Origin of the sequence: Micromonospora sp. WMMC250 (assembly GCF_027460215.1) — a bacterium.
In the GTDB taxonomy this organism is placed as follows: Bacteria; Actinomycetota; Actinomycetes; order Mycobacteriales; family Micromonosporaceae; genus Micromonospora; species Micromonospora taraxaci.
Genome location: NZ_JAPZBJ010000002.1, coordinates 2,844,558 through 2,870,922, shown reverse-complemented (window position 1 = coordinate 2,870,922; position 26,365 = coordinate 2,844,558). Strand labels below are relative to the sequence as shown.

Below are 26,365 nucleotides of genomic sequence, written 5' to 3'. Positions count from 1 at the left end.
GGCTGCACACCGCCGAGACCGGGGAGTACGACCAGTTGACCGCAGAGCCTGACACCCTGTACGGGGCCGATGACCTCACCCACCTTGAGGGGCTGGACGCCGTCCGCAAGCGGCCCGGCATGTACATCGGTTCCACCGACAGCCGTGGCGTGGGTCACCTCGTCAACGAGATCCTCGACAACTCCACCGACGAGGGTGTCGCCGGTCACGCCAGCATCGTCGAGGTGATCCTGCACGCCGACGGCTCCGTGCAGGTCGACGACGACGGCCGGGGCATCCCCACCGACGTGCACGCCAAGTCCGGCATCTCCGGCGTCGAGCTGGTGCTCACCCGGCTGCACGCCGGCGGCAAGTTCGGCGGCTCCGGCTACAAGACCTCCGGCGGTCTGCACGGTGTGGGCGCCTCGGCGGTCAACGCGCTCTCGCGCCGGTTCGACGTGACAGTCCGCCGCGGCGGCAAGATTCACACGATGTCGTTCCGGCACGGCGTGCCGGGGATCTTCGACGGCGACGGGCCCGACGCGCCCTTCACCGCCGGGCCCGGGCTCCAGGTCGTCGGCGCCGTGAAGCGCGGGCAGCGCACCGGCACCTCGATCCGCTGGTGGCACGACGCCCGCTACTTCGAAACCGGCGCCGCGCTCGACGTCGACGCGGTCCGCATGAAGCTGCGCAACACGGCGTTCCTCGTGCCCGGAGTGACATACCTGCTGCGCGACCTGACCGGCGAGACGCCCGTCGAGGAGCGGTTCCACTACCCCAACGGGCTCAGTGACATGGTGGAGTTCCTCGCCCCGGCCGGCGACCGGCCGGTCTCCGGCACTCTGCTGGTCAACGGCGAGGGCACCTACCGGGAGAACGCCGCCGACGCCAACGGCGTCATGCAGTCCAACGTGCAGCGCCGCGCCGAGGTCGAGGTGGCGTTCCGGTGGGGCACCGGCTACGAGCGCACCGTCGAGTGCTTCACCAACACCATCCGCAACGCGCACGGCGGCACCCACCGCAAGGGCTTCGAGCGGGCCCTCGTCCGCTCCCTCGCCGACGCGGTCCGCAACACCCGCGGCCTACTCAAGGCCAAGGAGGAGCCGCCCACCCTGGACGACGTCCTGGAGGGGATGACCGCCGTGGTGCACGTGCGCATCCCGGAGCCACAGTTCACCTCCCAGACCAAGGACGAGCTGTCCACCACCGGCATCACCAAGGTCATCCAGAGTCTGGTCGACGCCCACGTCAAGGCCTGGCTGGAGGACCGGCGCACCAAGGCCGAGGCGCGCACCGTCCTGCAGAAGATTGTCGACGCGGCCCGGGTCCGGCTCACGCAGAAACAGCAGAAGGACGCCGCCCGGCGCAAGACCGCCCTGGAGGGCGCGTCCATGCCGCCGAAGCTGGTCGACTGCCGCGCGACGGGCATCGACCGCAGCGAGCTGTTCATCGTGGAGGGTGACAGCGCCCTCGGGACGAGCCGCATGGCGCGCTCGTCGGAATACCAGGCGCTGCTGCCGATCCGAGGCAAGATCCTGAATGTGCAGAAGGCCAACCTCCAGCAGGTACTGGACAATGCCGAGTGCGCCGCCATCGTGCAGGTCCTCGGTGCCGGCTCGGGGCGCACGTTCGACCTCTCCGCGCTCCGCTACGGCCGCGTGCTGATCATGGCGGACGCCGACGTGGACGGTGCCCACATCCGTACGCTGCTGATCACGCTCTTCGCCCGCTACATGCGCCCGCTGATCGAGGCCGGTCGGCTCTACGCCGCGATGCCGCCCCTGCACAAGATCACCACCAGGGGGCGTAATCCGCAGACGGTCTACACCTACACCCAGGTCGAGATGGAGACGACGGTCCGCAAGCTGGAGAAGGCCGGCAAGCAGATCGTCACCCCCATCCCGCGCTTCAAGGGTCTCGGTGAGATGGACGCCGACGAGTTGTGGGACACCACGATGAACCCGGCCACCCGCGCCGTCCGCCGGATCACCCTCGACGACGTCGACGCCGCCGAGCGGATCCTCGAACTGCTGATGGGCGAGAAGGTCGAGCCGCGCCGCAACTGGCTGATCGACTCCGCCGACCGGGTCGACCGGGAAGCGATCGACGCATGATCACCTGTTGTGTTCTAGGGGAGAGCTGAGTCATGGCACGCCGCAAGGAAAACAAGGTCGACCTCTCCTCGTTCGACCAGGCCGGCGCCCGGGTCTTCGACAACCCGCTGGTCACCGAGGTCTCCGACTCCTACCTGGAGTACGCGTTCTCGGTCATCCACTCCCGCGCCCTGCCCGACGCCCGCGACGGCCTCAAGCCCGTGCACCGGCGCATCCTCTGGTCGATGTACGAGCAGGGCTACCGACCCGACCGAGGGCACGTGAAGTCTGCCCGAATTGTCGGAGATGCGATGGGAAAGTACCATCCGCACGGCGACACCGCGATCTACGACGCGATGGTCCGCCTCGCGCAGGACTTCTCGCTCAACGTGCCACTCATCGACGGACATGGAAATTTCGGATCCCCAGACGACGGTCCGGCTGCCAGCCGTTACACGGAAGCCCGGATGTCCCGCGAGGCCATGCTGCTCGTCGGTGAGCTGGGCGAGGACACCGTCGACGTCGAGCCCAACTACGACGGCTCGCTGACCCAGCCGACGGTGCTGCCGGCGGCCTTCCCCAACCTGCTGGTCAACGGCGCGTCCGGGATCGCCGTCGGCATGGCCACCAACATGATCCCGCACAACCTCGCCGAGGTCGTCCAGGCCGCCCGCTGGCTGATCAACCACCCGGACGCCACCCTGGACAAACTCATGGAGTTCGTCCCCGGCCCCGACCTGCCCACCGGTGGCGTGCTGCTCGGCCTCGACGAGGTGCGCCGTGCCTACGAGACCGGGCGCGGCGTGGTGCGGATGCGCGGCAAGGTGGAGATCGGCCCGATCGAGGGCAGCCGGGGTCGCCAGGCGATCACGGTGGTCGAGCTGCCCTACGGCGTCGGCGCGGAGAAGGTCATCGCGGCGATCACCAACGAGGTCACGAAGACGAAGCGACTGACCGGCATCGCCGACGTCAAGGACCTCACCGACCGGGAGAGCGGCACCCGCCTCGTGGTGGAGTGCAAGGTGGGCGTCAACCCGCAGGCGCTGCTCGCCGACCTCTACCGGCTGACCCCGTTGGAGCAGTCGTTCGGCGTCAACAACCTGGTCCTGGTCGACGGGCAGCCGCGCACGCTGGGGCTGAAGGCGCTGCTGGAGGTCTTCCTGGCCCACCGGTACGAGGTGGTCACCCGGCGCACCACGTACCGCCGGCGGAAGCGTCAGGAGCGACTGCACCTGGTCGACGGTCTGCTGATCGCGCTGCTCGACATCGACGAGGTGGTCCGGCTGATCCGGGGCAGCGACGACGCGCAGGCCGCGAAGGACGGGCTGATGAGCCGGTTCGGTCTCTCCGACATCCAGGCCACCTACATCCTGGACACTCCGCTGCGCCGGCTGACCAAGTTCGACCGGATCGAGTTGGAGACCGAACAGGAGCGGCTGCGCGCCGAGATCGCCGAGCTGAGCAAGATCCTCGACGACGAGCGGGTGCTCCGGAAGGTGGTCTCCGACGAGCTGGCGGCGGTGGTCAAGCAGTTCGGCACCGAACGGCGTACGACACTTGTCGACGGTGACCTGAAGGAGGTGCTGGCCGCGTCCGCGCCGGCCGGCCCGCTGGAGGTCGCCGACGACCCCTGCCAGGTCATCCTGTCCGCGACCGGTCTGGTCGCCCGGACGGCGGCCGAGTCGGAGGAGAGCGCCGAGGGGCGCCGACGCAACGGCCGGGTCAAGCACGACACGGTACGCGCCATCGTGCACTCCACCGCCCGTGGTCGGGTGCTGCTGCTGACCAGCGCAGGTCGGGCCTTCAAGGTCGACGTCCTGCCGCTGCCGGTGTTGCCCGAGCAGGCCGGCACCGTGTCGCTGCGGGGAGGCATGTCCGCGGCGGAGTTGGTGCCGCTGGAGGCGGGGGAGACCGTCGTCGGCCTGGCCCCGCTGGGCGGGCAGGCGGAGGGCTCACCGGGGCTGGCCCTGGGCACCCGGCTGGGCGTGGTGAAGATCTGCGCTCCGGAGTGGCCGGTGCGTTCCGACGAGTTCGAGGTGATCGGTCTTCGCGACGGCGACGAGGTGGTCGGGGCGACCTGGCTGACCGACGGCAACGAGACGCTGACCTTCGTCACCTCGGACGCGGCACTGCTGCGCTTCTCCGCCGGGCTGGTCCGTCCGCAGGGCCTCAAGGGCGGTGGGATGGCCGGCATCAACCTGCCGACCGGGGCGCGGGTGGCGTTCTTCGGGGCGGTGCGTACCGACGACCCGGGGCATGGTGAGCCGATGGTCGTCACCTCCACCGGAGCGACGGTCAAGGTGACGCCGTTCAAGGCGTACCCGGCGAAGGGCCGGGCGACCGGCGGCGTGCGCGCGCACCGCTTCCTCAAGGGTGAGACGGACGTGGCGGTCGCCTGGGTGGGTCCGCGCCCGGTCGGCGCGACCGGCACTGGTGAGCCGGTCGAACTGCCGGCGGCCGACCCCCGCCGCGACGGCTCCGGCTTCGCGGTGATGCTCGGCCCGACGGTGGTAGGCCACCTGATCGAACGCGACTGACCGCCCCCAGGCGTGCCCGACGCGCCTGGCCTCACGATCCGCGCAACGTCGGGGATGTTGCTGCCTCTGACGTGCCGGAGACAGCAACGTCCCTGACGCTGTGCGGATCTTGGTCTTGGGCGGGGGTCGGCCCGGACGTTAGGATGAGGGTTCTGTTGTCGACGATGGCCCGGGTGCGCCGCCAAGCACCTCACACATGAACTCTCTCCTGTCCGGCGGAGTCGCCGACGCGGCGTGAGCGCCGCCATCCGGGTTCGGCCGCCGCGCGAGGTGCGCGCCGCCCGCCGAGCCCGTCAACACCGCTGCTGGGGGCACCTGATCGCCGCTCCACTGTGGCCGCTACACGGTGCGAATCTGGGTACTCTGCTGCGGACCTGCGACGCGGTCGGCGCCTGCCTGGCGGTGCCGCCGTTCCGGTGGGTGGACGAGGCCCTCGCCCGCGGCAACACGCTGCGCCGGCCGGGCTGCGTCCACCGGGTCGGCAGTCCGCTGCGGTGGTTGGCCGCCGAACGGGCCGGTGGCGCCCGGATTCTCGGGGTGGAGTTGGCCGACGAGGCCGTCCGACTCGGTGACCTGCCTGCCGCGCGGGGGCGCACCGTGGTGCTGCTCGGACATGAGTCGAGCGGCATCCCGCCTGAGGTCCTCGACCAGTTGGACGCGGCCGTGGAGATCCCCATGATCGGGCATGGCCAGAGCCTGAACGTCGCCGTCGCCGGCTCGCTGGTCCTCTACAAACTCGCCGGCATGCTCTGAGGGCGCGTTTCGAACGAGAGGGCAGTCAGGCGACGTTGTGGGGGCGGAACTGGACGCTGACCCGGGGGCCGACCGGGCGGGTGGTCTTCGGGATGGCGTGTTCCCAGGTGCGTTGGCACGAGCCGCCCATCACGATCAGGTCGCCGTGGCCGACCGGGAAGCGCAGGCTGTCGCCACCGCCGCGTGGGCGGAGCAGCAGGGGGCGGGGTGCGCCGAAGGAGACGATCGCGACGACGGTGTCGGTGTGTGCGGAGCGGCCGATGGTGTCACCGTGCCAGGCCACGCTGTCCCGACCGGAGCGGTAGAGGCACATGCCGGCGGTGACGAAGGGCTCGCCCAGTTCCGGCGCGTAGTGCCTGGTCAGTGCGGCCCGGGCCTCGGTGAGCACCGGGTGCGGCAGTCGAGCGTCGGCGTCGTACCAGCAGAGCAGGCGGGGCACGTCGACCTCGTTGTCGAACATGGTGCGTCGTTCGGCCCGCCAGGGCACCTCGGTCAGCAGGGTGTCGAGGACCGTGTCGGAACCGTGCACCCAGCCGGGAAGGTGGTCGACCCACGCGCCCCGGCTGAGCTGGTGTCGGCGGATCTGGCCGGGCAGCCGCCCGACTGTCGGCCCGGCGTCGGTCAGGTCGAGCATCGACGGCTGATAGGCGGCCTGCGTCATACGGCCACCCTAGCAGCACTTTCGTACACCAGTGCTAGTCGGACGTCGCGCCGCCGACCTGGAGTCGATCACAGCGTCGCGGCGGTAGGTGGGCGGACGGCGTCGAACACCGCGTCCACGACCCGCGCCCGGCCCTGCCCGTCGACCGTCGACCACGCCTGGCCGGCGAGGGTCGCGCGCCGCCGCGCCGAGCTGAGCAGCCCGTGCAGGGTCCGCGCGGCGGCCGCACGGGCGGCCCGTCCGGCGACTCCGGCGGCGGTCAGCTCCGGCAGCTCGCCGAGCCCGGCGGCCAGACCGTGCCGCACCACGCGGGCGTACGACTCGCGTTGGTTGTCGACCACGCAGACCAGGGCGGCGGGTGCGCCGAGGCAGCAGAGTTCCCAGGTGGACGTGCCGGCGGCGCTGACCACCAGGTCGGCCTGGGTGATCAGGGTCGGCAGCGAGGTGGTGGGCGGAACCGGTCGGACGACCTGCCCACGGCCGGGGGCGACGTCCTCCACCTCGGCCTCGACCTCCGGTCGGCCGACGATGACCGTGAGGTCCATCGGATGGCCGGTGGCCACCAGCACCCGGGTCAGCACCGGGGCCGCGCCGACGGCGTCCGTCCCGCCGAAGAAGGCCAGCACCCGGGGGCGGCTGACCGCCGTGGGGGACGGAGGGACCGGTGGTCGGGCGGTGATCACGGAGTCGCGCAGCAGGGCGTACCCGCTGCCGGCGAGCAGCCGTCCGGGCAGCTCCGGTAGCTGCGCTCCGAAGTTCTGGTCCAGGTAGAGGTCGGCGACCTGACCTCGGCTGTCCCCGTCGATCACGGCGAGCGTAAACACACCCGCGTCGCGGAGGGCGCCCGCCCCGGCGGCGTCCAGTTCGTAGGAGTCGAGGACCATCACGTCCAGCTCGTGTCGGCGGGCTGCCTCGACCAGCCCGTCCGGTGTGTCCGGGCCCGGGTGCAGGGGGATGCCCCGTGCGGCGAGTTCGGCGGTGGCCCAGCCGAGCCGTTCGACGGTGCCGAACACGGCCACGTGGGCGCCTCGGGCCAGGAACTCCTCGGCGAGCGCCAGGCAGCGGACGAGGTGGCCGACGCCTCGTCGTGGCCCCGCGTCGCAGCGCAACCCGACCCGTAGCGTGCTCAGGACTCCTCCAACCGCTTCTGCCGTACGTCGGCGTTGAGCGCCCGCAGGTGGGGTTGCCCGTCGAGCCAGTCGGTGAGCTTCGACAGCGGCACGCTGACGTCACCGAAGTGGTCGACGATGGCGCTGACCAGTGCCCAGTCCTGCTCGGTGTCGAGGGTCAGCCGAAGCCCGGAGCGGTCTGGGGTGAGCGTCACGCCGAGCACCCGGAACAGCTCCGGATGGGTGTACGCGTACGACGTCACGTGCACCCGGTGGTGGTCGGTGGCGAGCCGGCCGACGGTGCGCAGCGTCTCCGCCCGGATGATCTCGACGTCCAACCCTCGGGGCAGGGTACGCGCGATCGACGTGCTGGTGTAGTCCAGCCCGGGGACCGCCCGGTACACCGACGCGACCAGGGTGATGATCTCCGGGTCGAGCAGCGGGCAGTCGGCGGTGAACCGCATGACGGCATCCCCGGGGTGCGCCGCGAGCGCACCCAGGAACCGGTCCAGCACGTCGTCGACCGGCCCTCGGTGGCACGGCACGCCCAGCCGTTCGCATTCGGCCACCACGTCGTCGTCGATGGTGTCCGTGCTGGTCGCGACCACCAGGTCGGTCAGGACGCCGCTGTCGGCGGCGGCCCGGACCACCCGGCCCAGCACGGAACGCCCGGCGAGGGGGCGGAGCACCTTTCCGGGCAGTCGGGAGGACCCCATTCGCGCCTGCACGATGCCGGTGATCCGGGGTGCCGCGTCGGTGTGGTCCGCCGCCGCCGTCCCGGTCACTGCTGCTCCTCCTGCTTCGGCGCGAGCACGGCGGTGGCCCGCCGTTTCGCGGCCCGGGCACCCCGCTTGGCCAACCGTGCCGGGGTGATGGCGAGCCGGCCGACCCGGTAGCTGATCGAGCCGCTGAGCAGACCGATCGTCGTTTCGGCTCGGCGCAGCGCCCGTTCCCGCGAGGTGAGCAGCTCCTCGGTCCACGCGGTCAACGCGGCCAGCCGGGTGATCTCCTCGCGCTGGCGCAGCCACGCCTCGCGGAGCTGCTGGTAGCTGCGCGAGCCGATCGGCGGATCGGTCGGTGCGACGGTCCGCAGGTCGGTGGCGAGGTTGATCCTGCCGTCGAGGTCCAACCCGTGCAGGGCGGCGGCGATGGCGGCCTCGGTCTCCACCGCCTCGGTGACGGTCGCGCGGTCGAGGTCGCGACCGGCGAGGCCGCCGAGCACCACCGTCAGACCCGGGACGTCGAGGGTGGACGACCACGGGTGGGCATACCCGCCGGTGAGCAGACCGGCGGCGAAACGCCACAGGCCGCGCGCCAGCACCACGTCGGCCGGCAACGCGCCGGTGGCCCGCCAGCTCGGGTCGAGCACCGCGTACCGCTCGCCGTCGACCACCACGTTGTCGGTTCCGGCCAGCGCCGCCGCCCCGGCGATCCGGCCGTCGCCGTCGGCCTGGTCGGCGAGCCAGCTCGCGTACCCGTGCAGCAGCGTGCGCACTGTCGCCAGGTCGCGGCGCAGGGCCGCATCGAGCAGCAGGGTACGCAGCAGCCGGCCGGACGGCACCGGCCCGGACAACGCGTCCGCGTCCCGGTACGCGGCCTCGCGGCTGGCGAACGGCGCGGCGGCCGCAACGCGCGTGCCGGTGGTCGGGGTGAGCCCCCAACGCCAACCCGACGGGCCGTGCAGCACCTCCGACACGCCGATCCCGGGGCGGCCGGTCTGTATCAACGCCACCGGCAGGTCGACGTCGGCGGCCGGCGGATGGTCCCCGGTGTGGGCGGGTCGGTGGGCGAGCACCAGCCAACCCGGCGCGAGGTCGGCGGCGCGTCCGGCGTGCAGCGCGTCCACCGCCAGCCGCGCCGGGTCCTGGAGCACGGTGTCCCTCGTGGAGCCGCCCGCACAGGCACCGTGCAACACGGCGTCGAAGAGGCCGGATCCGGTGTCCCGGTCGAGGTGGTCGGCGTCGAGCAGGGCGGTCGGGCTGCCGGCATCGGGGTACGCGGCCCAGCACGCCGTCGGTCGCAGCCCCGCCTCGGTGAGCCGGTCACGGAGCTGGTCGCGGTTGGCCGGGTGGCCGCGGTCCAGCACTCCACCGATCGTCCAGGCGGAGTCGTCCCGGGACGCGTACCAGGGGGTGGTGGAGACGAGTCGGTGCAGACCGAGCGGGTTGTCCAGGCGCAGGAGCAGCGCGCCACCGGGCCGCACGGCGGCGACCAGTCGCGCCAGCACGCCACTCCAGCCGAGCCGGGTGCCCTCCACCGACTCCACCGGGTCCAGGCCGGCGGCGGCGATCACCACGTCGTACGTCTCGTCGTCGGGCAGCCCGGCCGGACCACCCACCACCACGTGGGCGGCCCGGGGGGCCAGCGCCACCGCGTCCGGGTGGCTGCGGAGCAGGCAGGTCACCTCGGCACGGCCCAACTGGTCGAGCAGGGCCGGGTCGTGCGGCCCGGCCAGCAGGACCCGGGCGCCGGGAGGTACGAGCCGGGCGGCGAGGGCGGCGAGGGGGCCACCCTCGGCCAACCGCTGCTGCGGCAGGTCGGACCAGGCCAGCATCTCGCCGCCCGGCAGGGTGATGCGGCCGGCGGGTGCCGTCTCAGTCGTCACGGTCGTCCTCTTCCTCCTGGAGGTTCGCCCAACCGAGCAGCTCGCGCAGCTCGGCCGGCGCGCAGCGGTGGTCGATGCCGAGCTCGGAGTGTGCGATGTGGACGGCCGTGGGCAGATCGACAGCGGTGCCGTGCAGCTCCGGCCACTGGCGGCGGATGCGGGCGGTGCCGCCGAAGGTCGGGTCCTCGTTGGACAGGATCATCGGGTCGCCGTAGACCGCCGGCTCGCAACCCGCGGCGATGCCGTAGAAGATCGCGCTGGTCAGCCGGTTGGATGCTACCCGCCGGTGCCGACGCAGCTCGGTCAGTTGCTTGTCGAGGAACTCCGGGTCGGTGTCCTTCCACCAGTGCCCCCGGTAGCCGTGGCAGATCACCCGGAACCCGGCCCGTTCGTAGAGGCGGCGGACGTTGCGCATCCGGTACTCGTGCCAGTAGAGGCAGACAGTGACCGGGCCCGGCTCGGTGGCCTGGATGAGGGCGATCAACTTACGGTGGTCGCCCTTGACGTGCTGGCCCTCCCAGCCGTGGAACGGGTACCAGATGGTGCCCTCCCGCTCCTCGGCCGGCGGGTCCTCGGGGCGCATGGCCAGCAGGTAGGTGAACGGGGCCCCGATGACGACCACGTTGCGGCGGCCCACCGACCAGGCCCGTCGGCGGGTCTGCTCCGACCAGAGCAGGCTGGGGGTGCGGTCGGCGTACGGGTGGCCGGGTGCCAGGCCGTCACCGATGTTCCAGCCGTGCTGCACGTACCCGTTGATCCGCGGTGGGTGCCGGTCGCCGAGGCCGGCGTAGCGGGCCAGCACGTGCGCGTGACCGTAGAAGTGGTTGGCGTGGTGCATCAGGTTCCCATCAGGCGGCGGTACGCACCGAGCCGGCCCGCAGGGCCGCGGTCAGCGCGTCGATGACGCGATCCTGGTCGGCGTCGCTGAGCCCCGGGTAGAGCGGCAACGACAGCTGCTGCGAGTAGAACGACTCGGCCACCGGGCAGGACCCGCGTCGGTAGCCCAGGTCGGCGAAGACCGGGTGCCAGTGCACCGGGACGTAGTTGACCTGGACGCCGATGCCGGCGGCCCGCATCCGGTCGTACACCTCGCGGCGACGCCCGTCGAGCACGCGGATCGGGTAGAGGTGCCAGACCGGGTCGGCCCACGACTTCCGGTTCGGCGGCAGCACACCGTCCAGGTCGGCCAGTGCCTCGTCGTAGCGGGCGACCAGCGCGGCCCGGCGCGCCTTGAACTCGCCGAGGCGGCGCAGTTGACTGCGACCCAGTGCGCACAGCACGTCGGGCAGACGGTAGTTCAACCCGAACTCGTGCACCTCCTGGTGCCAGCCGCCCTCGTCGGGATGGCGGAACTCGGCGCGGTCGCGGACCAGGCCGATGGTGCGGAAACGGCGGGCCCGCTTCAGCACGGCCGGGTCGAGCGCCGCGACGGCGCCACCCTCGGCGGTGGTCAGGTTCTTCGTCGGGAAGAACGAGAAGGTGGTCAGGTCGGCGAGTGAGCCGACCGGTCGCCCGCGGTACGTGCCGCCGATCGAGTGCGCCGCGTCGGCGAGCAACAACGCGTCGGAGCCCACCATCGACGTCCGCAGCGCGTCGTAGTCGGCGGGGTGGCCGGCGTAGTCGACGGCGGCGACGACCCGGGTACGCGAGGTGACGGCGTCGGCTGCCGCTGCCGGGTCGAGGCAGAAGGTCTCGTCCTCCACGTCGGCGAACACGATCGTCGCGCCGAGGGCGGCGGCGCTGCTGGCCGTCGCCACGAACGTCATCGGCGAGACGACCACCTCGTCACCCGGTCCCACCCCGGCGGCCGCGTACGCCACGTGCAGCGCCGCCGTGCCGTTGGAGACGGTGGTGACGTCCACTCCGCCGGTCCACCGGGCGAGGTCGGCCTCGAAGGCGTCCACCTGCGGGCCGGTGGTGAGCCAGTCGCCGCGCAGCACGTCGGAGACGGCGGCGATGTCCTCCTCGGTGACCGACTGCCGGCCGTACGGGAGCATCCCCGTCATGCGGTGATGCCGAGCATGTCGCGCAGTTGCTCGACGGTGAGCCACTCGTCGTTGGTGTCCGACTGGTAGGCGAAGCCGTCCGGGACCGGGTCGCAGTCGACCGGCGGCTGGTATCCCCAGGTGGCGATGGTCGGCTGGACGATGAACCGGCCGTCGGCGCGCAGCGTCCGCCGGCTGTCGTCGGGCGCGATCATCTCCTCGTGCAGCTTCTCACCCGGGCGGATGCCGACCTCGTGGGTGGTGGCGTCCGGGGCCACGGCCTCGACCAGGTCGAGGATGCGCATGCTCGGGATGCGCGGCACGAACAGTTCGCCGCCCTGCATCTGGTCGAACGAGTCCATGACGAACTGGACGGCCTGGTCCAGGGTGATCCAGAAGCGGGTCATCCGCTTGTCGGTGATCGGCAGGCTCTTGCCCTCGGCGGCGAGGCGGCGAAACAGCGGGACGACCGAGCCGCGGCTGCCCACCACGTTGCCGTAGCGCACCACGGCGAACCGGGTGGGGTGCTGGGCGGCGTAGTGGTTGGCCGAGACGAACAGCTTGTCGCCGACCAGCTTCGTCGCGCCGTACAGGTTGATCGGGCTGGAGGCCTTGTCGGTGGAGAGCGCGATGACCTTCCGTACGCCGGCCTCGATCGCGGCGTCGACGACGTGCTGCGAGCCGGTGATGTTGGTGGCGATGTACTCGGAGGGGTTGTACTCCGCGGTGTCCACCTGCTTCAGGGCGGCGGCGTGCACCACGTGGTCGACACCGTGCATGGCCCGGGTGAGGCGGTGCCGGTCCCGGATGTCGCCGATGAACCAGCGCAGCCGCGGGTCGTCGCCCAGGTGCTGACGCAGCTCGTACTGCTTGAGTTCGTCGCGGGAGAACACCACCACGCGGGCGGGGTCGGCCTCGGTGAGGATGTGCTGGAGGAAGGTCCTGCCGAAGGAACCCGTTCCCCCGGTGATCAGAATGGACGATCCATTCAACTCACTCAATTTGGTGCTCCCGTGTTCGTGGATGAACGAGCGGCCCTCGGCCGGCCGACCGGGGTGCGACGCTAACGACGGCGGGTTAACTCCTCGGCGCTCGCCGGTGAACCACGACCCCTGCTCCCGTGAATGCCGGGCACCGCGCAGGCGAACACTTCCGTCCGGACCGCTACCGGCCTGACCAGTCCGGTTCCGGCCGTTACAGTGGCCGCGCGGGAGACTCGGCAGCCCTCCTTCGCAGCCGCTTCCCGCGTTCACCCCACGTCCGCACCGCCTGGTGCGGGCGGTTCATCCCGAGCGTCACCGACGCGGGCCCACCTGCCCGCAGAGTCCGTGCGGGCCCGATCCGGCTGGCAGTTCTGGAGGCGTTGATGGCATCCGGTAGCGACGTGATCGAACGGCCGGAGGTGGTGGCGGCGACACCGGACACCGCACCCGCTCGGCGCTGGGTGGTGCCGCTGGTGCTGGTCGTCGGTTGGGTGCTCAGCGTCGCCTGGCGGATGTGGTTGTCCCGGCACGTGGTGTTGCCGATCGCGCACACCGACGAGGACAGCTACCTCAACACCGCCCGTGCTCTGGCCGGCGGCCCGGGCGGCTTCAGCAGTGAGAACGACCTGCTGCGTCGGGTCGGCTACCCGATGCTGATCTCGCCGGCGTTCCTCGGGGACCGGGACTTCTCCGACAGCTACCGGATCGTCCAGCTGATCAACGCGATGATCAACTCGACGCTGCTGCCGCTGGCATACCTGCTCGGTCGCCGCCTGCTCCGGCTGCCCCGGTCGTACGCGCTGCTCGGAGCTGTCGCTGCCGCGACCCTGCCGGCCACCGCCTTCTACGCCGGCGTCGCCATGATCGATACGGTGATGGCGCCGCTGGTGGTCGCCTGGCTGCTCGTCGTGCACCGCTGGATCGAACGGCCCGGGCTGCTCGCCGCCGCCACCGTCGGTCTGCTGGCCGGCGGTTTCCACCTGCTGCACTCCCGGGGCCTGGCGATCGTGGCGGTGCACGTCGGGTTGGTCCTGCTGCTGTTCGTCCGCCGTCGGATCAGCCCGTCCGCGGTGCTCGCGGCGCTGCTGCCGGTGCTCGCCATGGCGCTGGTCAACGCGGCGGCCATCCGCTACCTCGGCGACAAGGTCTACCTGCTGGGCAGCACCCCGGGCGGTGGCACGGTCGAGGCGGTCGCCTCCCCGCAGGGCGTGGTCCGGGTCAGTGCCGCCGTCGCCACCCAACTCTGGTACCTCGTGGTGATCACATTCGGAATGGCGGGAGTGGCCTGGGCCTCCGCCGTACGGGAGCTGTGGCGGCCCCGGCACGGCGACGCGACCCGCTGGACGATGGGCGTGGCGTTGGTGGTGACCGTCGGGGTCGCCGGCGGAGCGTCGGTGATCCTGGCCGGCATCACCGGTAAACCGCTGGACGCGATCTACGGCCGCTACGTGCAGATGCTGGCGCCGTTCTGGCTGCTGGTGGGTCTCGGGGTCGTCCTCACCGCCGGCCGCCGGGTGGTCCTGCGTCGGGCGGCGGTCGCGGTGGCCCTCCTGGTCGGCGGCGGCGCCCTGATCGCCGTCCGGCTCGCGTACGTGGCCAGCCGTGGCCACCAGCTGCGCTACGGCGGGTTCAGCGCACCGGACCTGGTGGCGTTGACCGGTGGGTGGCGGGAGATGCGACCCGTGGTCGGGTCCCTGGTCGGCATCGCCGGCTGTCTGCTGCTGGTCGCCACCGTCCTGGTTCCCCGGCTGCGGATGCCGATGCTCGGCGTGCTCGTCGTGGCCAACCTGGTGACCATGCAGGTGATCGACCAGCGCATCGTGCGGCCCGCCGTCGCGAGCACCGCGCCGACTCCCTCGGTGGCCGACGTCGGGGTACGCCCCGGCGAGCGGGTGTGGGCCTCGACCGGCGTGCACTACGTCCTGCGGTTCAACCTCAGCCACCAGGTCACCTGGACCGACGTTCGCTGGTTCGGCCTGGGGCAGCCGCCGGCCGCGGCGCAGGTGGTGTTCGCCCGCTGGGCGCCCGGCCAGGCCGACGACTGGGACGGCACGTCGTACGGCTTCGTCCGGCTCGGCGGCAACCCGACGCAGCACTGGGCGGCCTGGCGGCGCGCCTGACCCACCCCGCACCCGGTGGACAGCACCGTTCGTGAACGGCGGATGTCCACCGGGAGCATGGCCGGTTAATGAATTTCGTCGGGCCTGGGAATTTGTGCGGCAATCAGCGCTGACGGCGGTCCGCCCGGGCCAGGGAAATCGGGATCACCGTGATTTCCCGACCGTCGGACAACTCCTGCCGGGGAGTGCCCTCGACGAATCGGAAACGTCGGTTCATCTGTCGTACGACGGTATTGTGGCCGAGCACCTCGCCGTCGAGACGGTCCAGGTGCAGCCCGTCGAAGGCGTACTCCACGGCCTCCCGCATGACCCCCAGCCAGGCGGGCAGCGTCTCGCCCCGCCCGTCCAGCCCCTCGGCGTCCAGATAGAAGCCCCACGCTCCCGTTCGAGGGCCCTCCAACCGCAGGTCGAAGAAGGTGACCACCCCGCAGGGTCGGTCGTCTCGGACGTACACCAGAACCCGCCGGGACGGGTCGTCCCGGACCGCCGACCACCACCGGGCGTGCTCCTCGGCGGTGATCTCGTGGCTGGTTTTGCTGACCTGACGGTTGGTTTCCTGATTACGCCAGGACAACATCAGGTGAACGTCGTCCGCTGTCGCTTCGCGCAGCACGTGCGTCTCGCTTTCTTATCTGTTCACGCCAGTTCTCGGCACCCTACCCGGGCCTACCGGCACATCGGATACGCATTCGTTGGGTTGTAGACTCCGGCGCATGAACGAATTGAGTCGCGCCCAGATTCGCGACCTCATGGCTCAGGTGCTCGAAAACCAGGACAAGCAACTGCCCGCGGACGACGCGGCGCAATTGCGCGAGATCGGGTTCCGGTCGCTGGACTTCTCCGAGCTGGCCCTGCGGGTGGAGGACGAGACGGGGGAGGAGCTCAACTTCGACGCACCCGGCCTGCGCGGCATCGCCACCGTCGGGGATGTTCTCGACTTCCTCGTCGAGCTGCAGCACCAGTGACCGTCGCGACGGCGGGCCACCGGCCACCGGCGGGCCCGGAGCCGGCGGGCGTCGACAACCGGCTCGTCGTCGGCGGCGCCACGCTGACCTGGCGCACGCTGCCGCTGCCGGTCCTCCCCGACCCCGGCGCGGTGCTCGCCCACTCCGCGGTGCACGCGCTCACCGCCGCTCGGCAGCACGCCGTGTACGGCACCGAGCTGCTGCTCAGCACCGCGAGTCGGGTCGACGCGGCGATGCGTGCAGAGCTGCTCGACGCCGGCTTCACCGTCAGCGTCCTCGACGACGACGGTGCGCACCCGAGTGTCCCGGCCCGGCCGCGAGCCGCCGAACCCGGCCGGCTCTGGCTGCTGACCTCGGGTTCGACCGGGCGTCCCAAGCGGGTCGGGCACACCCTCGACTCGTTGACCACGGTGCGGGCCGACCAGCCCGATCGGACGTGGCTCTGCCCGTACGCCCCCGGCACGTACGCCTGGTGGCAGGTCGTCACCCTGTCGTTGACCCAGCCCGGCCAGCACCTGGTGGTGGTCGAGCCCGACGAGCTGGACGACTGGCCCACCGTCGGCGCCGCGCACGGCGTCGACGCCGCGTCCGGCACCCCCACCTTCTGGCGTCGCACCCTCTACCGCGACGCCGCCGGGTTGGCCCGGGTGCCGTTGCGACAGATCACCCTCGGTGGCGAGCCGGTGGACCAAGCCATCCTGGACCAGCTCCGGGACGTCTTCCCGGCCGCCCGGATCTCCTGGATCTACGCGTCCTCCGAGGTGGGGGCGTCCATCGTGGTGCACGACGGGCAGGCCGGGTTCCCGGTCGACTGGCTGGACCGGGAGACTCCGGGCCGCCCGACGCTCTCGGTGGTGGACGACGAGTTGGTGGTCACCTCCCCGTTCCACGGGGCGGGGCTGGCCGGCCCGGTCCGCACCGGAGACCGCGTGCAGGTGCGCGACGACCGGGTGCTGATCACCGGCCGCCTGGACTCCGACGAGATCAACGTCGGCGGCAGCAAGGTCTCCGCCGGCGTGGTCCGCGGTGTGCTGGCCGAGCATCCGGCGGTGGCCTGGGCCCGCGTCACCGGCCGCCGCGCGCCGGTGCTCGGCCGGATGGTGGTCGCCGAGGTGGTCCTCGCCCCCACCGAGCACCCGGACACCGCCGAGGCCGCGCTGGTCCGCTGGTGCGCCGACCGACTTCCCGAGTACGCGGTGCCGCGCCGGATCCGCGTACTGACCGAGATTCCCGTCAAGGAGACCCTGAAGAGCGATGTCTGACACCCAGCTCGTCCCACCCAGCTCCGTGGTCCTCGTCTCCGGCGGCTCGCGCGGGCTCGGCCTGGCCATCGTCACCGACCTGCTCGACGCCGGCGTACGGGTGGCCGCGTTCGCCCGCACCGTCACCCCGGAGCTGGAGAAGCTCGCCGCCGAGCACCCCGACTGGGTGCACGTCGGCTCGGTGGACGTCACCGACCTGCGCGCCGCGCAGAGCTTCGTCCGCGTGGCGGAGGAGCGGCTCGGCCCGATCGACGGCATCGTCAACAACGCCGCGATGGGGCAGGACTCGCTGCACGCGCACACCGCCACCGACGACATCGCCCGGATCATCGAGACCAACCTGACCGCCCCGCTGCAACTGACCCGGCTGGTGATCCGCCGGATGCTCGCCAAGGGACTACGCGGGCGGATCGTCAACATCACCTCGATCTGCGGGCAGCGCGGGTTTCCGGGCCTGGTCGCGTACTCGGCCACCAAGGGCGGCATGGACGCCGCCACCCGCTCGTTGGCGCGGGAGCTGGGCGGCCGGATGCTGGTGAACTCGGTCGCCCCCGGTTTCTTCGCCTCGGAGATGTCCGCGGTGCTCGGCCCGACCCAGCTCGACCAGATCGTGCGCCGCACGCCGACCGGCCACCTGACCGAGCCGGAGGAGGTCACCCCGGTGGTACGGATGCTGCTGCGCGAGCACACCAACATCAACGGCCAGGTCATCGTGGTGGACGGTGCCGCCGCCATCTGACCTGGACCGGCGGGCCCGGCCCCGCCCGGTGTCGGGCCTGCTGGCCGCCGCGGGGCGGCATCTGCGCGTCGGCGTCCCCGCCGACCTGACCGACGCGGTGACGCGCAGTCACCTCGACGACGGCCGTTGCGTCGGCTGGTACGGCCCGACGACGCCTGGGTGGCGGGTGGCGATCGACGCGGAACGAGCGGACGCGCCGGTGCCTCCCGCGCTGGGCCGCCGGTTCGGGGTGGAGGACTTCTGGGCGCGGTGGACCCGCGCCGAGTGCTGCTGCAAGCTGGCCGACGTCCCGGTCGCGGCCTGGTGGCGTCTCCACGGCCTGGGTACGCCGGCCGACGGGTCGGCGGTTTGGCGCACCCTGCGGGTGGCCGACCTGGTGGTAACCGTAGGCTTCGCCCCCGCACCCGGCTCCGTGGCGGCGAGTCGGCTGGACCGCTAGGGCCTGTTTCATAAGAACTGGCCGGTTGCCGTCCGGACTCCGCCTCGGCTCGACCGCCCTCATGAAACAGGCCTTAGGTGGCGACTCGCCGCCACGACCGCTGCGTGGCGACGTGCCGCCGCGTGTGACGTCCGGCCTGCCGTTGGTACCGGCGCAGCCTGTAGAGCTGCCCCACAGGTGGGGCAGGCGCGCGGGCTCGCGGGTCGTTGGCTTCGCAGCTCGTCGCAGCCCTGAACGACGGAGCTGCATCCTGGTGGTTGCTGGTGGGAGCCGTGTTGCCCGCCCCATATTCGGGGCAGCTCTACAGGCACCCAGCCAAGTCCCGCCGGGCCGGACCGCACCCGCTCGCCTCCGCCGCACCGGGGCTGGGCTGCGCGCGCTGCTCAGCCCAGCCAGCGTCGACAGCCCAGCCTGCGTCGGCGGTCAGATCAGGGCCCAGCTCAGCGGGGTGCCGCGCGGGACGTCGGTGGTGAAGGTGCGACCCAGGACCCGGTCGATCTCCACGGGAGCCAGCCCGCCGGCCGGCCGGATCGAGCGAACATTGTGGACAGTCACCGGGTCGCCGGCCCGTACGTCCTCGACCACGAACAGCGAACGGCGGAACCGCAGACCCTCCCGCTCGGCCGGGGTCGGGCCGATCGTGGTGCCACCCATGGCCGCGTACGCGCGACCGGACTCGGCCACCAGGGCCGTCAGCTCCGCCGGGTTCAGGGAGAAGTCCGAGTCCACGCCGCCGTCGGCCCGGTCCAGCGTGACGTGCTTCTCGATGAAGCAGGCGCCGAGCGCCACCGAGGCGACCGCCACCCCGATGCCGGGCGTGTGGTCGGACAGCCCGACCGGCACGTCGAACGCGCCGGCCAGCACCGGAATGCGGCGCAGGTTGCTGTCGGCCGGCGGCGCCGGGTAGGAAGCGGTGCAGGCCAGCAGGACGATGCCCGCCGCGCCACCGTCCCGGGCGGTCCGCACCGCGGCGTCGATCTCGGCGACCGTCGCCATGCCCGTGGAGATCACCATCGGCTTGCCCGTGCTCGCCACGAGTCGGATCAGCGGCAGGTCGACCAACTCCGAAGAAGCGATCTTGTACGCGGGCGCGTCCAGCGACTCCAGCAGCTCCACGGCAGTCGCGTCGAACGGCGACGAGAACACGGTCAGGCCGCGCTCGCGGGCCCGCTCGAAGATCGGGGCGTGCCACTCGTACGGGGTGTGCGCCCGCTCGTAGAGGCGGTACAGGTTCTCCCCGCCCCACAACTCGTGCCCGTTGGAGATCCGGAACGCTGGGGTGTCGACGTCGATCGTGATGGTGTCCGGCCGGTACGTCTGGAGCTTCAGCGCGTGCGCCCCGCTCTGCGCCACCGCGTCGACGATGGCCAGCGCCCGGTTCAGATCCCCGTTGTGGTTGCCGGACATCTCGGCGACCACGAACGGTCGTTCCCCGGCACCGACCGCGTGCGGTCCGATCTTTGTTGTCGCCGTCATTCCGACCTCTGCTCAGGTACGCCCGCACCGTGGTGCGGTGGTGCTGTCGTCGTCCGCCCGGCGGGTGGACGACCTGGAAAACCAGGGCGCCGGGAGCCGACCCGGCTCCCGGCGTGTGGTGCGGGGGCGGCGTTCACTGCCGGCGGCTCCCGGCCAGCGCGTCGTGCCGCTGGGCGGTCGTGACGACCTCGCCGTCACCTGTCGTCGCGGTGCCCGCCCCTCGCCCCGGGTCGTCGTCGGCGGTGACCGAGCCGGAACCAGAGTCGACGCCGCCCGCCGGGCCGGTGCGACGCAGGCGACCGGCGACCCGGTGCGCCTGGCGCAGAGCCGAATACGCCAGCCAGTCGCCGCGCCCGACGAGGCGGTGCTTGAGCCCGGTCACGCCGGGCGGCAGCGGATAGCCACCGGCGGGCAGGTACCGGCGGTAGTGCTCGGCGGCCCGGTGGAAGAAGTCCCGCCGCAGGTGTGGGTGCAGGCGCCCGTCGTTGCCCACCACCACCAGATAGTGGTTGATCATCAGCTGGAACAGTTCGGCCTGCAACCGCTCGTCCGGGTGCTTGCGGGCGACCCAGTCCAGCAGCCGCTCGTACTGGGCGAACGCGTCGAAGTGCCGGCCGCTGCGGGTGGAGGTGATCGCGCCGTGCCGACCCTGCCGGTACAGGTAGCACACCCGGTCCAGCACGGAGATCTTCTCGGCGCCGATGAGCAGGGGGTGGCTGAACGGGATGTCCTCGTACCAGCCGGGGAAGAAGCGCAGCTCCAACTGGTCCAGGAAGTCTCGCCGGACCACCTTGTTCCAGGCGGTGTGCTGCACCCGCAGCAGGTGCGGCTGGTCGTCGAGGCGTGTCACGCCGGGGATGCCGCGCAGCAGGTGACTGCTCGCGTCGACCTCCCGGCGGCCGTCCTCGTGCACCCGCAGGTGATCCAGCATCAGCACGTCGGGCTCGTGCTGGCGCAGCCGGTCCAGCACCGCGGGGATCGTGCCCGGCGGCAACCAGTCGTCGCTGTCGACGAACCAGACGTACCGGCCGGTGGCCACGTCGAGCCCGGCGTTGCGGGCCAGGCCCAGGCCCACGTTGCTGCTCAGGTGCACGACGCGGACACCGTCGCGGCCGGCGGCGTAGGAGCGGAGCATGTCGCCGCAGCCGTCCGGGGAGGCGTCGTCGACGGCGATCATCTCGACCGCGTCCGACTCACCCGCCGGGATGTCGGCCCGGATCGACTCCAGGCACTGGTACAGGTATGCCTCGACGCCGTACACGGGCACGACGATGCTCAGCAGCGGTGCGTGCGTCGGCTCATTGACCACGCCCGCCACCTTTGACGGTCAGGGTGGCCGAACCCGGAACCTGACGTGACCGCCGATGGTGGAGTCCCTGAACTCCCCCCGAGCGGGAGGTTAACGGCGGCCGGCCCGCAGCCCACCGATCTGGCCACCGTGGCGTGCCCGTAGCGCCGTCGGCGGGCGGGACACGTCCGGTTCACCCGGGAGTGACCCGGTAGGGTGCCTCGGTGCGGCCCTGCCGGGCCGTCGCGGGCGTCGCCGTCGCGTCGTCCGACGCCGCGCCGAGGAGGATACGGACGTGCTGGTGACCCTGCGGATCTTCAGGATCCCGGCATGACCAGCGCCGCTGCGGTGTCGACCGCCCGGCCCGCCGGCACGCCCGCCCGGCTGCCCTCGCTGACCGGGCTGCGCTGGATCGCCGCGTTGCTGGTCTTCGGCTTCCACGCCGGCACCATGCGGATCATCGCCGAACCGGACTACAAGGCGGTGGTCGACGCGCTGTTCACGCTCGGCCTGTCCGGGGTGCAGTTCTTCTTCATCCTCAGTGGTTTCGTGCTGGTCTGGTCGGCCCGCGTCGGCGACTCCCGGCGCACCTTCTGGCGGCGGCGGGTTGCCAAGATCTACCCGAACCACGTGGTGCTCTGGGGTGCGGCCCTGCTGGTCGCCTGGTGGTTCGCCGACCCGGTCCTGCCGGCGGTCGCGCTGGAGAACCTGCTGCTGTTGCAGGCGTGGGACCCGCGCATGGGTTGGTTCTACAGCGTCAACACGGTGAGCTGGTCGCTCTCCTGCGAGTTCTTCTTCTACCTGTGCCTGCCCCTGGCGCTGCCGCTGCTACGCCGGGCCAACCCGAAGCTGCTCTGGGTGCTGATCGTGGCGCTGCCGCTGCTGATCCTCGCGCTCTGGCCGGCCCAGCAGTTGGTGCCGGAGGTGAGCCGGTGGTGGTTCACCCAGATCTTCCCGCCCGTACGGTCACTGGAGTTCTGGTTGGGCGCCGTGGCGGCCGAGCTGATGCGGCGGGGTCTCTGGCGCGGCCCGGGGCTCACCGTCGCCAGCCTGGTCTTCGTGGGCACCTGGGTGGCGGCCGCGCAGTGGATCCGCGCGGAGTTGTGGACCACGCTGCTCGCCGTCGCGTACCTGCTGGTGATCACCGCCGCCGCGGACGCCGACGTGCGGGACAGGCGCTCACCGTGGCGGTCCCGTCCGCTGGTCTGGCTCGGGGAGGTCTCGTTCGCCTTCTACCTGGTCCACGTCCTGGTGATGACGAGTGTGCTGCGGTGGAGCGGTGACTGGGGGACCGGGTTCACGGGCTGGCGCGGACCGGCAGTGGTGCTCGGCTTCCTGGCGGTGAACCTGGTCCTCGCCGGGCTGCTGCACCGCTTCGTGGAGACGCCGATGATGCGTCGACTCGCACCGCGCCGCCCGGCCCGGTCGGCGTCCGTTCCGCGGCAACGCGAGGCCGGTCCCGCCGCCGCCGACCCGCCGGCCGACGCCGCCGGGGAGAGCGGGCAGACCAACGACCCATCACGGTACGTCGACTCGCGCTGACACCGTCCACCCTGCTCAGTGGGGTTCGGCGCGGCGTGCGACGACACGCCCGTGGTCGGTGCGTCAAGGTCGGCACGACGGTAGCGTGAGGTCGTGCTTCCGGTCGCGTTCACCTGTCCGCTGTGGTGGGTGGCGCGCTGGGCGACGCGGGTGCTGACCAGCCTCGCCGTCGTCGCGGCCCTGGCGCTCGGCGCGGGCCCGGCCTCGGCCGCCGTGCCAACCCCGTTTGCCCTCGGATCACTCCCGGCGACCTGCCCGTCCACCTGCGCACAGGGGGCGGTGCACGAGGCGCAGGCGGCGACCGGGGAGCCCGTCGAGGAGTCCTCCCCAGCGTGGTCGGTCGACCCGCAATCGGCTCCGCCCGGCGCCCAGGCCGCCGCACCGACCGGCCCGCGGCCGGTGCGCGTGGCCGACTCCGACCGGCTGCCCCTGGTCCACGGCCCGAGCAGCCGGGCACCCCGGGCGCCACCCGGGCGCTGAGTGACCGGGACGAGCGTCCCGCCCGCCGCGCCTGTCGACCCACCAGCTCCGCGCCCCGCCGGCCCGTGCTCCGCCCTGGCCCGGTGGCGGTGGGGCTCCCCATCGCATCGCTCTCTCCCGAGGTGCCGACCATGGAGACCGCTGTCTTCTACCAGTTCGTGACCGAGGTGCCGCAGGCCGCCGCCATCTGGTCCACCCTGTTCCTGCTGGCCCTGGGCGTACTCGCCCTGCTGGTGGCCCGCCCCGAGCGGGAAACACCCCCGGACGACCCGCACACGGCCGCCCTCACCGCTCGTGAGGTGGCCGCCGCCGAGGCCGCCGACATGCGCCGGTACGCCGAGGAGGTGGCGGTCGCCGCGACCGGGGCGGCCCGGACCGCGCAGCGGCGACGTGCTGACTGGTTGACCGCTCAGGAGGAAATGGAACGGGCCTGGGCCGCGTACGACGAGGCGGACACCGCCGCCCGTCGCTTCGCGGGCGCCGAGGCGCTGCCCACCCCGCAGACCCCCCACACGCCGGCCGAGTACGCCGCCCGCGAGCGCTACCTGCACCGGGCCGCGATGACGGCGTACTGGCGGGGTGACCTGAGCATGGCGCAACTCGGCGACGTGTTCGCGCACCGGCGCGGCTGGGATCCCCGGCGGCACCCGGTCGAGCAGGAGGTGCTGCTCAGCCGGACGATCCGGGACACCCGGCTGGCCGACTACCAGGCCGCCGCATTCCGGGAGCGGGCTGCCTGGCGGGACGCGGAACTGGCTGCCGACTCAGCGCGAGCACTCGCGACGGAGAGCTGCGCGGCGGCGGCCCGGCTGCGACCGAACCCGCTGCCCGCGCGGCGAGCGGTGACCGGTGCGTTCCGACCCGCTCTGGTGGCGCGGTGGCGGCCGGCGCGGGCGAGTTGAGCCCGATCCGTGACGTGAGCCGGCTCACGCCGACCGGAATTCGGGCGTCCGGCACGATCGGCGCGAATCTTCCGATGAATCTGGTCGCATTCTCGGCGGCCTGTCCGGTTGTCGACCGTAGGCGTCACCGTAACCGCTTGTCCCATCGAGTCACGTCATCGGCAATACGCGCAGAAATTGCCGCTCCATTTCAGGTTTACGCAGGTGGTGCTGGCTTGGCAGGGGTGCGGACGGGCCAGTACTGTCGTCCCGTCCGGTGCGGTAACCGATCGCAAGAGGCGACGCCGCGCCGACCCGCTCAATCGTGATGAACGAACCGGGGACCCACCAGTAAGTCCGGGGTGAATCCGCGAGCCAGAGCCCGCGGTAGGGCGATCTTCCCGCCCGAATCCGTCAGCTAACCCGGTAGGCGGTGTCGGAAGGAGTTCCATCCTCGTGCAGCACCTTTCCACCCCTCGGTTGTTCCCTCGCCTCCACGGCGCAGCGGTGCCCCCGCTCATTCGTCCAGTGACGGTGAGCTGACCCCCGGGTCATCGCCTAACCGCCCGGCCACGCCGGGCGTTCCCCTGAGCGGTTCACCATCCGCGGACCACGGTCCGCGCGCTGGCGCCTGCCCGGATACCGGTCCGGTCGCCGGTGTGCCGCTCTCCCCCCGATCCGTGGAGGACCCCGTGAAGCACACCCTGCAGCGTCAGCTCCGCCGTTTCGCCACCGAGCGCCCGTACCAGATCGTTGCCGCCTCGGCTGCGGCCCTCGCGATCGCCACCACCACCGGCGCCCTGCTCACCACCGCCGACGACGCACCCGCCGGCCAGCGCACCGCGACCACTGTCGCCGAGATGCGCAGCGACGTCGCCGCCTCCCGCGGCGAGGTGCGTGAGGCGTCCCCGTCGGCAAGCGCCGCGCCGAGCACCGCCGCTCCGGCCACCACCGCCGCGTCGCCGGCGGCCAAGGCCAAGGCCAACCCCGACCTCACCCGTAAGCCGACGCCGCCGAAGCCGCCCGCGACCAAGGTGCTGGACTACGACTACGAGGCGCAGAACACGTACTACAACTGCGGCCCGGCGGCCACCCGGAACGCCCTCAGTGCCGCCGGTATCGACCGCACCCAGGAGGAGCTCGGCGCCGAGCTGGGCACCACCGAGATGGGCACCAACTCCGCCGAGGACACCACCCGGGTCCTCAACGCCGAGGTGAAGGGCGCCCCGTACCGGACCCGGATGTTCGCCGGCGCCCCCAGCCCGGCCCAGATGGGCCGGCTCCAGGCCGACGTCGTCAAGGCCATCACCGACGGCCGTGGCGTGGTCGCGAACGTCGTCGGCGACGCCGTCGACACCGACGGCGGTTACCACTCCTACGGTGGCGGTCACTACATCGCCGTCGTGGGTTACAAGGACAACGGCCGTACCGTCCGGATCGCCGACTCGGCCAACGCGGCCGACCCGTCGTACTGGATCACCACCATCGACCTGGCCAACTGGATCGCCAGCCGGGGCTACTCCGCCTGACCCAGGCACGCTGACCGCCGCGGGCGTCGTCCCCCACAAGGGGCCGACGCCCGCGGCGTTTCCGTCGGTGCCGGCAGCGTCTCCCGGGAGGGACGACTCTCGTACCGGGCCGTGAACCGTGGGAGACTGCGGCCGTGGTGGATGAATCGGGTGGTCAAGCCGGTCGCGGGCGGGTCCTGCTGCTCCTGCACGGAATGGGCACGACCGGGGACGTCTGGTTGCCGTGGGCGCCGCTGCTGGAGCAGCGCTGGGCGGGGCGGTGGCTGGCACCGGACCTCGCCGGCCACGGCTGGGCGGAGCCGCTGCCGTCGTACACCTTTGCGGGGTTCGCCGACCGGATAGCGCGCGGCCTGGCGCCCGGCGACCGGCTCGTCGTGCTCGGGCACTCGCTGGGTGGGGTGGTCGGTCTCGCGCTGGCCGCCCGCGCCGCCGGGACGCCCGTGGACGCCGTGGTCGGGCTGGGCATCAAGGCCGTCTGGTCACCCGACGAGCTGACCCGCGCCGCTGACCTCGCCGCCCGCCCGGTCAGCTGGTTCGCCACCCGCGCCGAGGCCGCGCGCCGCTACCTTCGGGTGTCCGGCCTGGCCGGCCTGGTCCCGCCGGACCATCCGGTGGTGGACGCCGGCCTGCGTCAGGTCGACGGCCGGTGGCGCCTCGCCATGGACCCGACCGCGTTCGCCGTCGGTGAGCCCGACCTGGCCGCGCTGCTGGCGGCGACCGACGCGCCGGTCGTGCTGGCGCGCGGGGAACACGACCCGATGGTCAGCGACGAACAGCTCAAGGAGTACGGGGTCCCGGTCGCCACGTTGCCCGGTCTCGGCCACAACGCGCACGTGGAGGACCCGGCGGCCGTGCTGGCGTTGCTCGACCCGTACCGCTGAGCGGTCCCGAGCGGAAATATCGGTCGTGCGGCCGTCTCTCCGACGCCTACATTCGCCC

At 72.1% G+C, this 26,365-nt stretch carries 23 protein-coding genes and 1 riboswitch; of the genes, 13 read left to right on the top strand and 10 right to left on the bottom strand.

All coding sequences use genetic code 11. The annotated features are described in order from the left end of the window. Positions 1-35 precede the first annotated feature (35 nt). The 3 genes from O3438_RS12495 to O3438_RS12485 all read left to right on the top strand — a co-directional run bounded on the left by O3438_RS12495 (position 36) and on the right by O3438_RS12485 (position 5,362). Entirely contained in the window at positions 36-2,093 is a 2,058-nt protein-coding gene (locus tag O3438_RS12495; protein WP_269680122.1) for a DNA gyrase/topoisomerase IV subunit B, read from the top strand. A 32-nt stretch (positions 2,094-2,125) separates the two neighbouring features. After that, positions 2,126-4,609 carry a DNA gyrase/topoisomerase IV subunit A gene (locus O3438_RS12490; protein ID WP_269680121.1) on the top strand — a complete coding sequence of 828 codons (2,484 nt, stop codon included), beginning with the start codon at positions 2,126-2,128 and terminating at the stop codon, positions 4,607-4,609. A gap of 234 nt (positions 4,610-4,843) precedes the next feature. Beyond that, positions 4,844-5,362, top strand: a complete 519-nt coding sequence (locus O3438_RS12485) for a TrmH family RNA methyltransferase (protein ID WP_269680120.1) — start codon at positions 4,844-4,846, stop codon at positions 5,360-5,362. Positions 5,363-5,387: 25 nt separating this feature from the next. Here the strand turns inward: O3438_RS12485 and O3438_RS12480 are convergent, their stop codons facing one another. From O3438_RS12480 to pseB, 7 genes are all read right to left on the bottom strand, one after another. Beyond that, positions 5,388-6,023: an alpha-ketoglutarate-dependent dioxygenase AlkB gene (locus tag O3438_RS12480; protein ID WP_269680119.1), complete on the bottom strand. Its 636-nt coding sequence runs from the start codon at positions 6,021-6,023 to the stop codon at positions 5,388-5,390. 68 nt (positions 6,024-6,091) lie between these two features. Further along, a complete protein-coding gene (locus O3438_RS12475) occupies positions 6,092-7,153 on the bottom strand; it encodes a PseG/SpsG family protein (RefSeq protein WP_269683634.1) in 1,062 nt (353 codons plus the stop codon). After that, positions 7,150-7,917: a glycosyltransferase family protein gene (locus tag O3438_RS12470; RefSeq protein WP_269680118.1), complete on the bottom strand. Its 768-nt coding sequence runs from the start codon at positions 7,915-7,917 to the stop codon at positions 7,150-7,152. The genes O3438_RS12475 and O3438_RS12470 overlap by 4 nt, the downstream gene beginning before the upstream one ends. Further along, complete coding sequence (locus O3438_RS12465; protein ID WP_269680117.1) at positions 7,914-9,737, bottom strand: class I SAM-dependent methyltransferase; 1,824 nt, start codon at positions 9,735-9,737, stop codon at positions 7,914-7,916. The genes O3438_RS12470 and O3438_RS12465 overlap by 4 nt, the downstream gene beginning before the upstream one ends. After that, positions 9,727-10,575 carry a hypothetical protein gene (locus tag O3438_RS12460; RefSeq protein ID WP_269680116.1) on the bottom strand — a complete coding sequence of 283 codons (849 nt, stop codon included), beginning with the start codon at positions 10,573-10,575 and terminating at the stop codon, positions 9,727-9,729. The genes O3438_RS12465 and O3438_RS12460 overlap by 11 nt, the downstream gene beginning before the upstream one ends. A 10-nt stretch (positions 10,576-10,585) precedes the next feature. Continuing rightward, a complete protein-coding gene (locus O3438_RS12455; protein WP_269680115.1) occupies positions 10,586-11,743 on the bottom strand; it encodes a DegT/DnrJ/EryC1/StrS family aminotransferase in 1,158 nt (385 codons plus the stop codon). Further along, entirely contained in the window at positions 11,740-12,723 is a 984-nt protein-coding gene (pseB, locus tag O3438_RS12450; protein WP_269680114.1) for a UDP-N-acetylglucosamine 4,6-dehydratase (inverting), read from the bottom strand. Before pseB ends, O3438_RS12455 begins: the two co-directional genes overlap by 4 nt. 365 nt (positions 12,724-13,088) lie before the next feature. Between pseB and O3438_RS12445 the strand changes: the two genes are divergently transcribed. Further along, positions 13,089-14,825, top strand: a complete 1,737-nt coding sequence (locus O3438_RS12445) for a hypothetical protein (protein WP_269680113.1) — start codon at positions 13,089-13,091, stop codon at positions 14,823-14,825. 103 nt (positions 14,826-14,928) lie between these two features. Here the strand turns inward: O3438_RS12445 and O3438_RS12440 are convergent, their stop codons facing one another. Beyond that, positions 14,929-15,438, bottom strand: coding sequence for a GNAT family N-acetyltransferase (locus O3438_RS12440; protein WP_269680112.1), 510 nt, complete (start codon positions 15,436-15,438; stop codon positions 14,929-14,931). 100 nt (positions 15,439-15,538) lie between these two features. Between O3438_RS12440 and O3438_RS12435 the strand changes: the two genes are divergently transcribed. From O3438_RS12435 to O3438_RS12420, 4 genes are read left to right on the top strand one after another with little or no spacing between them, the layout of a single operon-like run. Continuing rightward, positions 15,539-15,790 (top strand): acyl carrier protein, encoded by a 252-nt coding sequence (locus O3438_RS12435; protein ID WP_269680111.1) that lies wholly within the window; start codon positions 15,539-15,541, stop codon positions 15,788-15,790. Further along, positions 15,787-17,052 carry an AMP-binding protein gene (locus tag O3438_RS12430; RefSeq protein WP_269680110.1) on the top strand — a complete coding sequence of 422 codons (1,266 nt, stop codon included), beginning with the start codon at positions 15,787-15,789 and terminating at the stop codon, positions 17,050-17,052. The genes O3438_RS12435 and O3438_RS12430 overlap by 4 nt, the downstream gene beginning before the upstream one ends. Further along, positions 17,045-17,791: an SDR family NAD(P)-dependent oxidoreductase gene (locus O3438_RS12425; RefSeq protein WP_269680109.1), complete on the top strand. Its 747-nt coding sequence runs from the start codon at positions 17,045-17,047 to the stop codon at positions 17,789-17,791. Before O3438_RS12430 ends, O3438_RS12425 begins: the two co-directional genes overlap by 8 nt. After that, on the top strand, positions 17,775-18,230 hold the full coding sequence (locus O3438_RS12420) for a hypothetical protein (protein WP_269680108.1): 456 nt from the start codon (positions 17,775-17,777) through the stop codon (positions 18,228-18,230). The genes O3438_RS12425 and O3438_RS12420 overlap by 17 nt, the downstream gene beginning before the upstream one ends. A gap of 423 nt (positions 18,231-18,653) precedes the next feature. On the opposite strand, the gene pseI is transcribed toward O3438_RS12420, so the two are convergent. Together pseI and O3438_RS12410 are read right to left on the bottom strand one after the other, a co-directional pair. Then, positions 18,654-19,706: a pseudaminic acid synthase gene (gene pseI / locus O3438_RS12415; protein ID WP_269680107.1), complete on the bottom strand. Its 1,053-nt coding sequence runs from the start codon at positions 19,704-19,706 to the stop codon at positions 18,654-18,656. Between the two features lie 133 nt (positions 19,707-19,839). Continuing rightward, positions 19,840-21,015: a glycosyltransferase family 2 protein gene (locus O3438_RS12410; RefSeq protein ID WP_269680106.1), complete on the bottom strand. Its 1,176-nt coding sequence runs from the start codon at positions 21,013-21,015 to the stop codon at positions 19,840-19,842. Positions 21,016-21,324: 309 nt separating this feature from the next. Between O3438_RS12410 and O3438_RS12405 the strand changes: the two genes are divergently transcribed. The 5 genes from O3438_RS12405 (at position 21,325) to O3438_RS12385 (ending at position 26,307) form a co-directional block, all read left to right on the top strand. Continuing rightward, positions 21,325-22,536: an acyltransferase family protein gene (locus O3438_RS12405; RefSeq protein ID WP_269680105.1), complete on the top strand. Its 1,212-nt coding sequence runs from the start codon at positions 21,325-21,327 to the stop codon at positions 22,534-22,536. Between the two features lie 93 nt (positions 22,537-22,629). Further along, positions 22,630-23,016, top strand: a complete 387-nt coding sequence (locus O3438_RS12400; RefSeq protein WP_269680104.1) for a hypothetical protein — start codon at positions 22,630-22,632, stop codon at positions 23,014-23,016. 131 nt (positions 23,017-23,147) lie between these two features. Beyond that, positions 23,148-23,918 carry a hypothetical protein gene (locus tag O3438_RS12395; protein ID WP_269680103.1) on the top strand — a complete coding sequence of 257 codons (771 nt, stop codon included), beginning with the start codon at positions 23,148-23,150 and terminating at the stop codon, positions 23,916-23,918. 285 nt (positions 23,919-24,203) lie between these two features. Continuing rightward, positions 24,204-24,345: riboswitch (cyclic di-AMP (ydaO/yuaA leader) on the top strand. A gap of 232 nt (positions 24,346-24,577) precedes the next feature. Beyond that, on the top strand, positions 24,578-25,426 hold the full coding sequence (locus O3438_RS12390; protein ID WP_269680102.1) for a C39 family peptidase: 849 nt from the start codon (positions 24,578-24,580) through the stop codon (positions 25,424-25,426). Positions 25,427-25,560: 134 nt separating this feature from the next. Next, positions 25,561-26,307: an alpha/beta fold hydrolase gene (locus O3438_RS12385; protein ID WP_269680101.1), complete on the top strand. Its 747-nt coding sequence runs from the start codon at positions 25,561-25,563 to the stop codon at positions 26,305-26,307. Positions 26,308-26,365: the final 58 nt, after the last annotated feature.

Bases quoted from the DNA above. Each gene is read 5' to 3' on its own strand.
- O3438_RS12490 (WP_269680121.1), top strand. From the start codon at position 2,126: ATGGCACGCCGCAAGGAAAACAAGGTCGACCTCTCCTCGTTCGACCAG.
- O3438_RS12480 (WP_269680119.1), bottom strand. From the start codon at position 6,023: ATGACGCAGGCCGCCTATCAGCCGTCGATGCTCGACCTGACCGACGCC.
- O3438_RS12460 (WP_269680116.1), bottom strand. From the start codon at position 10,575: ATGCACCACGCCAACCACTTCTACGGTCACGCGCACGTGCTGGCCCGC.
- O3438_RS12455 (WP_269680115.1), bottom strand. From the start codon at position 11,743: ATGACGGGGATGCTCCCGTACGGCCGGCAGTCGGTCACCGAGGAGGAC.
- O3438_RS12445 (WP_269680113.1), top strand. From the start codon at position 13,089: ATGGCATCCGGTAGCGACGTGATCGAACGGCCGGAGGTGGTGGCGGCG.
- O3438_RS12435 (WP_269680111.1), top strand. From the start codon at position 15,539: ATGAACGAATTGAGTCGCGCCCAGATTCGCGACCTCATGGCTCAGGTG.
- O3438_RS12425 (WP_269680109.1), top strand. From the start codon at position 17,045: ATGTCTGACACCCAGCTCGTCCCACCCAGCTCCGTGGTCCTCGTCTCC.
- pseI (WP_269680107.1), bottom strand. From the start codon at position 19,706: ATGACGGCGACAACAAAGATCGGACCGCACGCGGTCGGTGCCGGGGAA.
- O3438_RS12405 (WP_269680105.1), top strand. From the start codon at position 21,325: ATGACCAGCGCCGCTGCGGTGTCGACCGCCCGGCCCGCCGGCACGCCC.
- O3438_RS12395 (WP_269680103.1), top strand. From the start codon at position 23,148: ATGGAGACCGCTGTCTTCTACCAGTTCGTGACCGAGGTGCCGCAGGCC.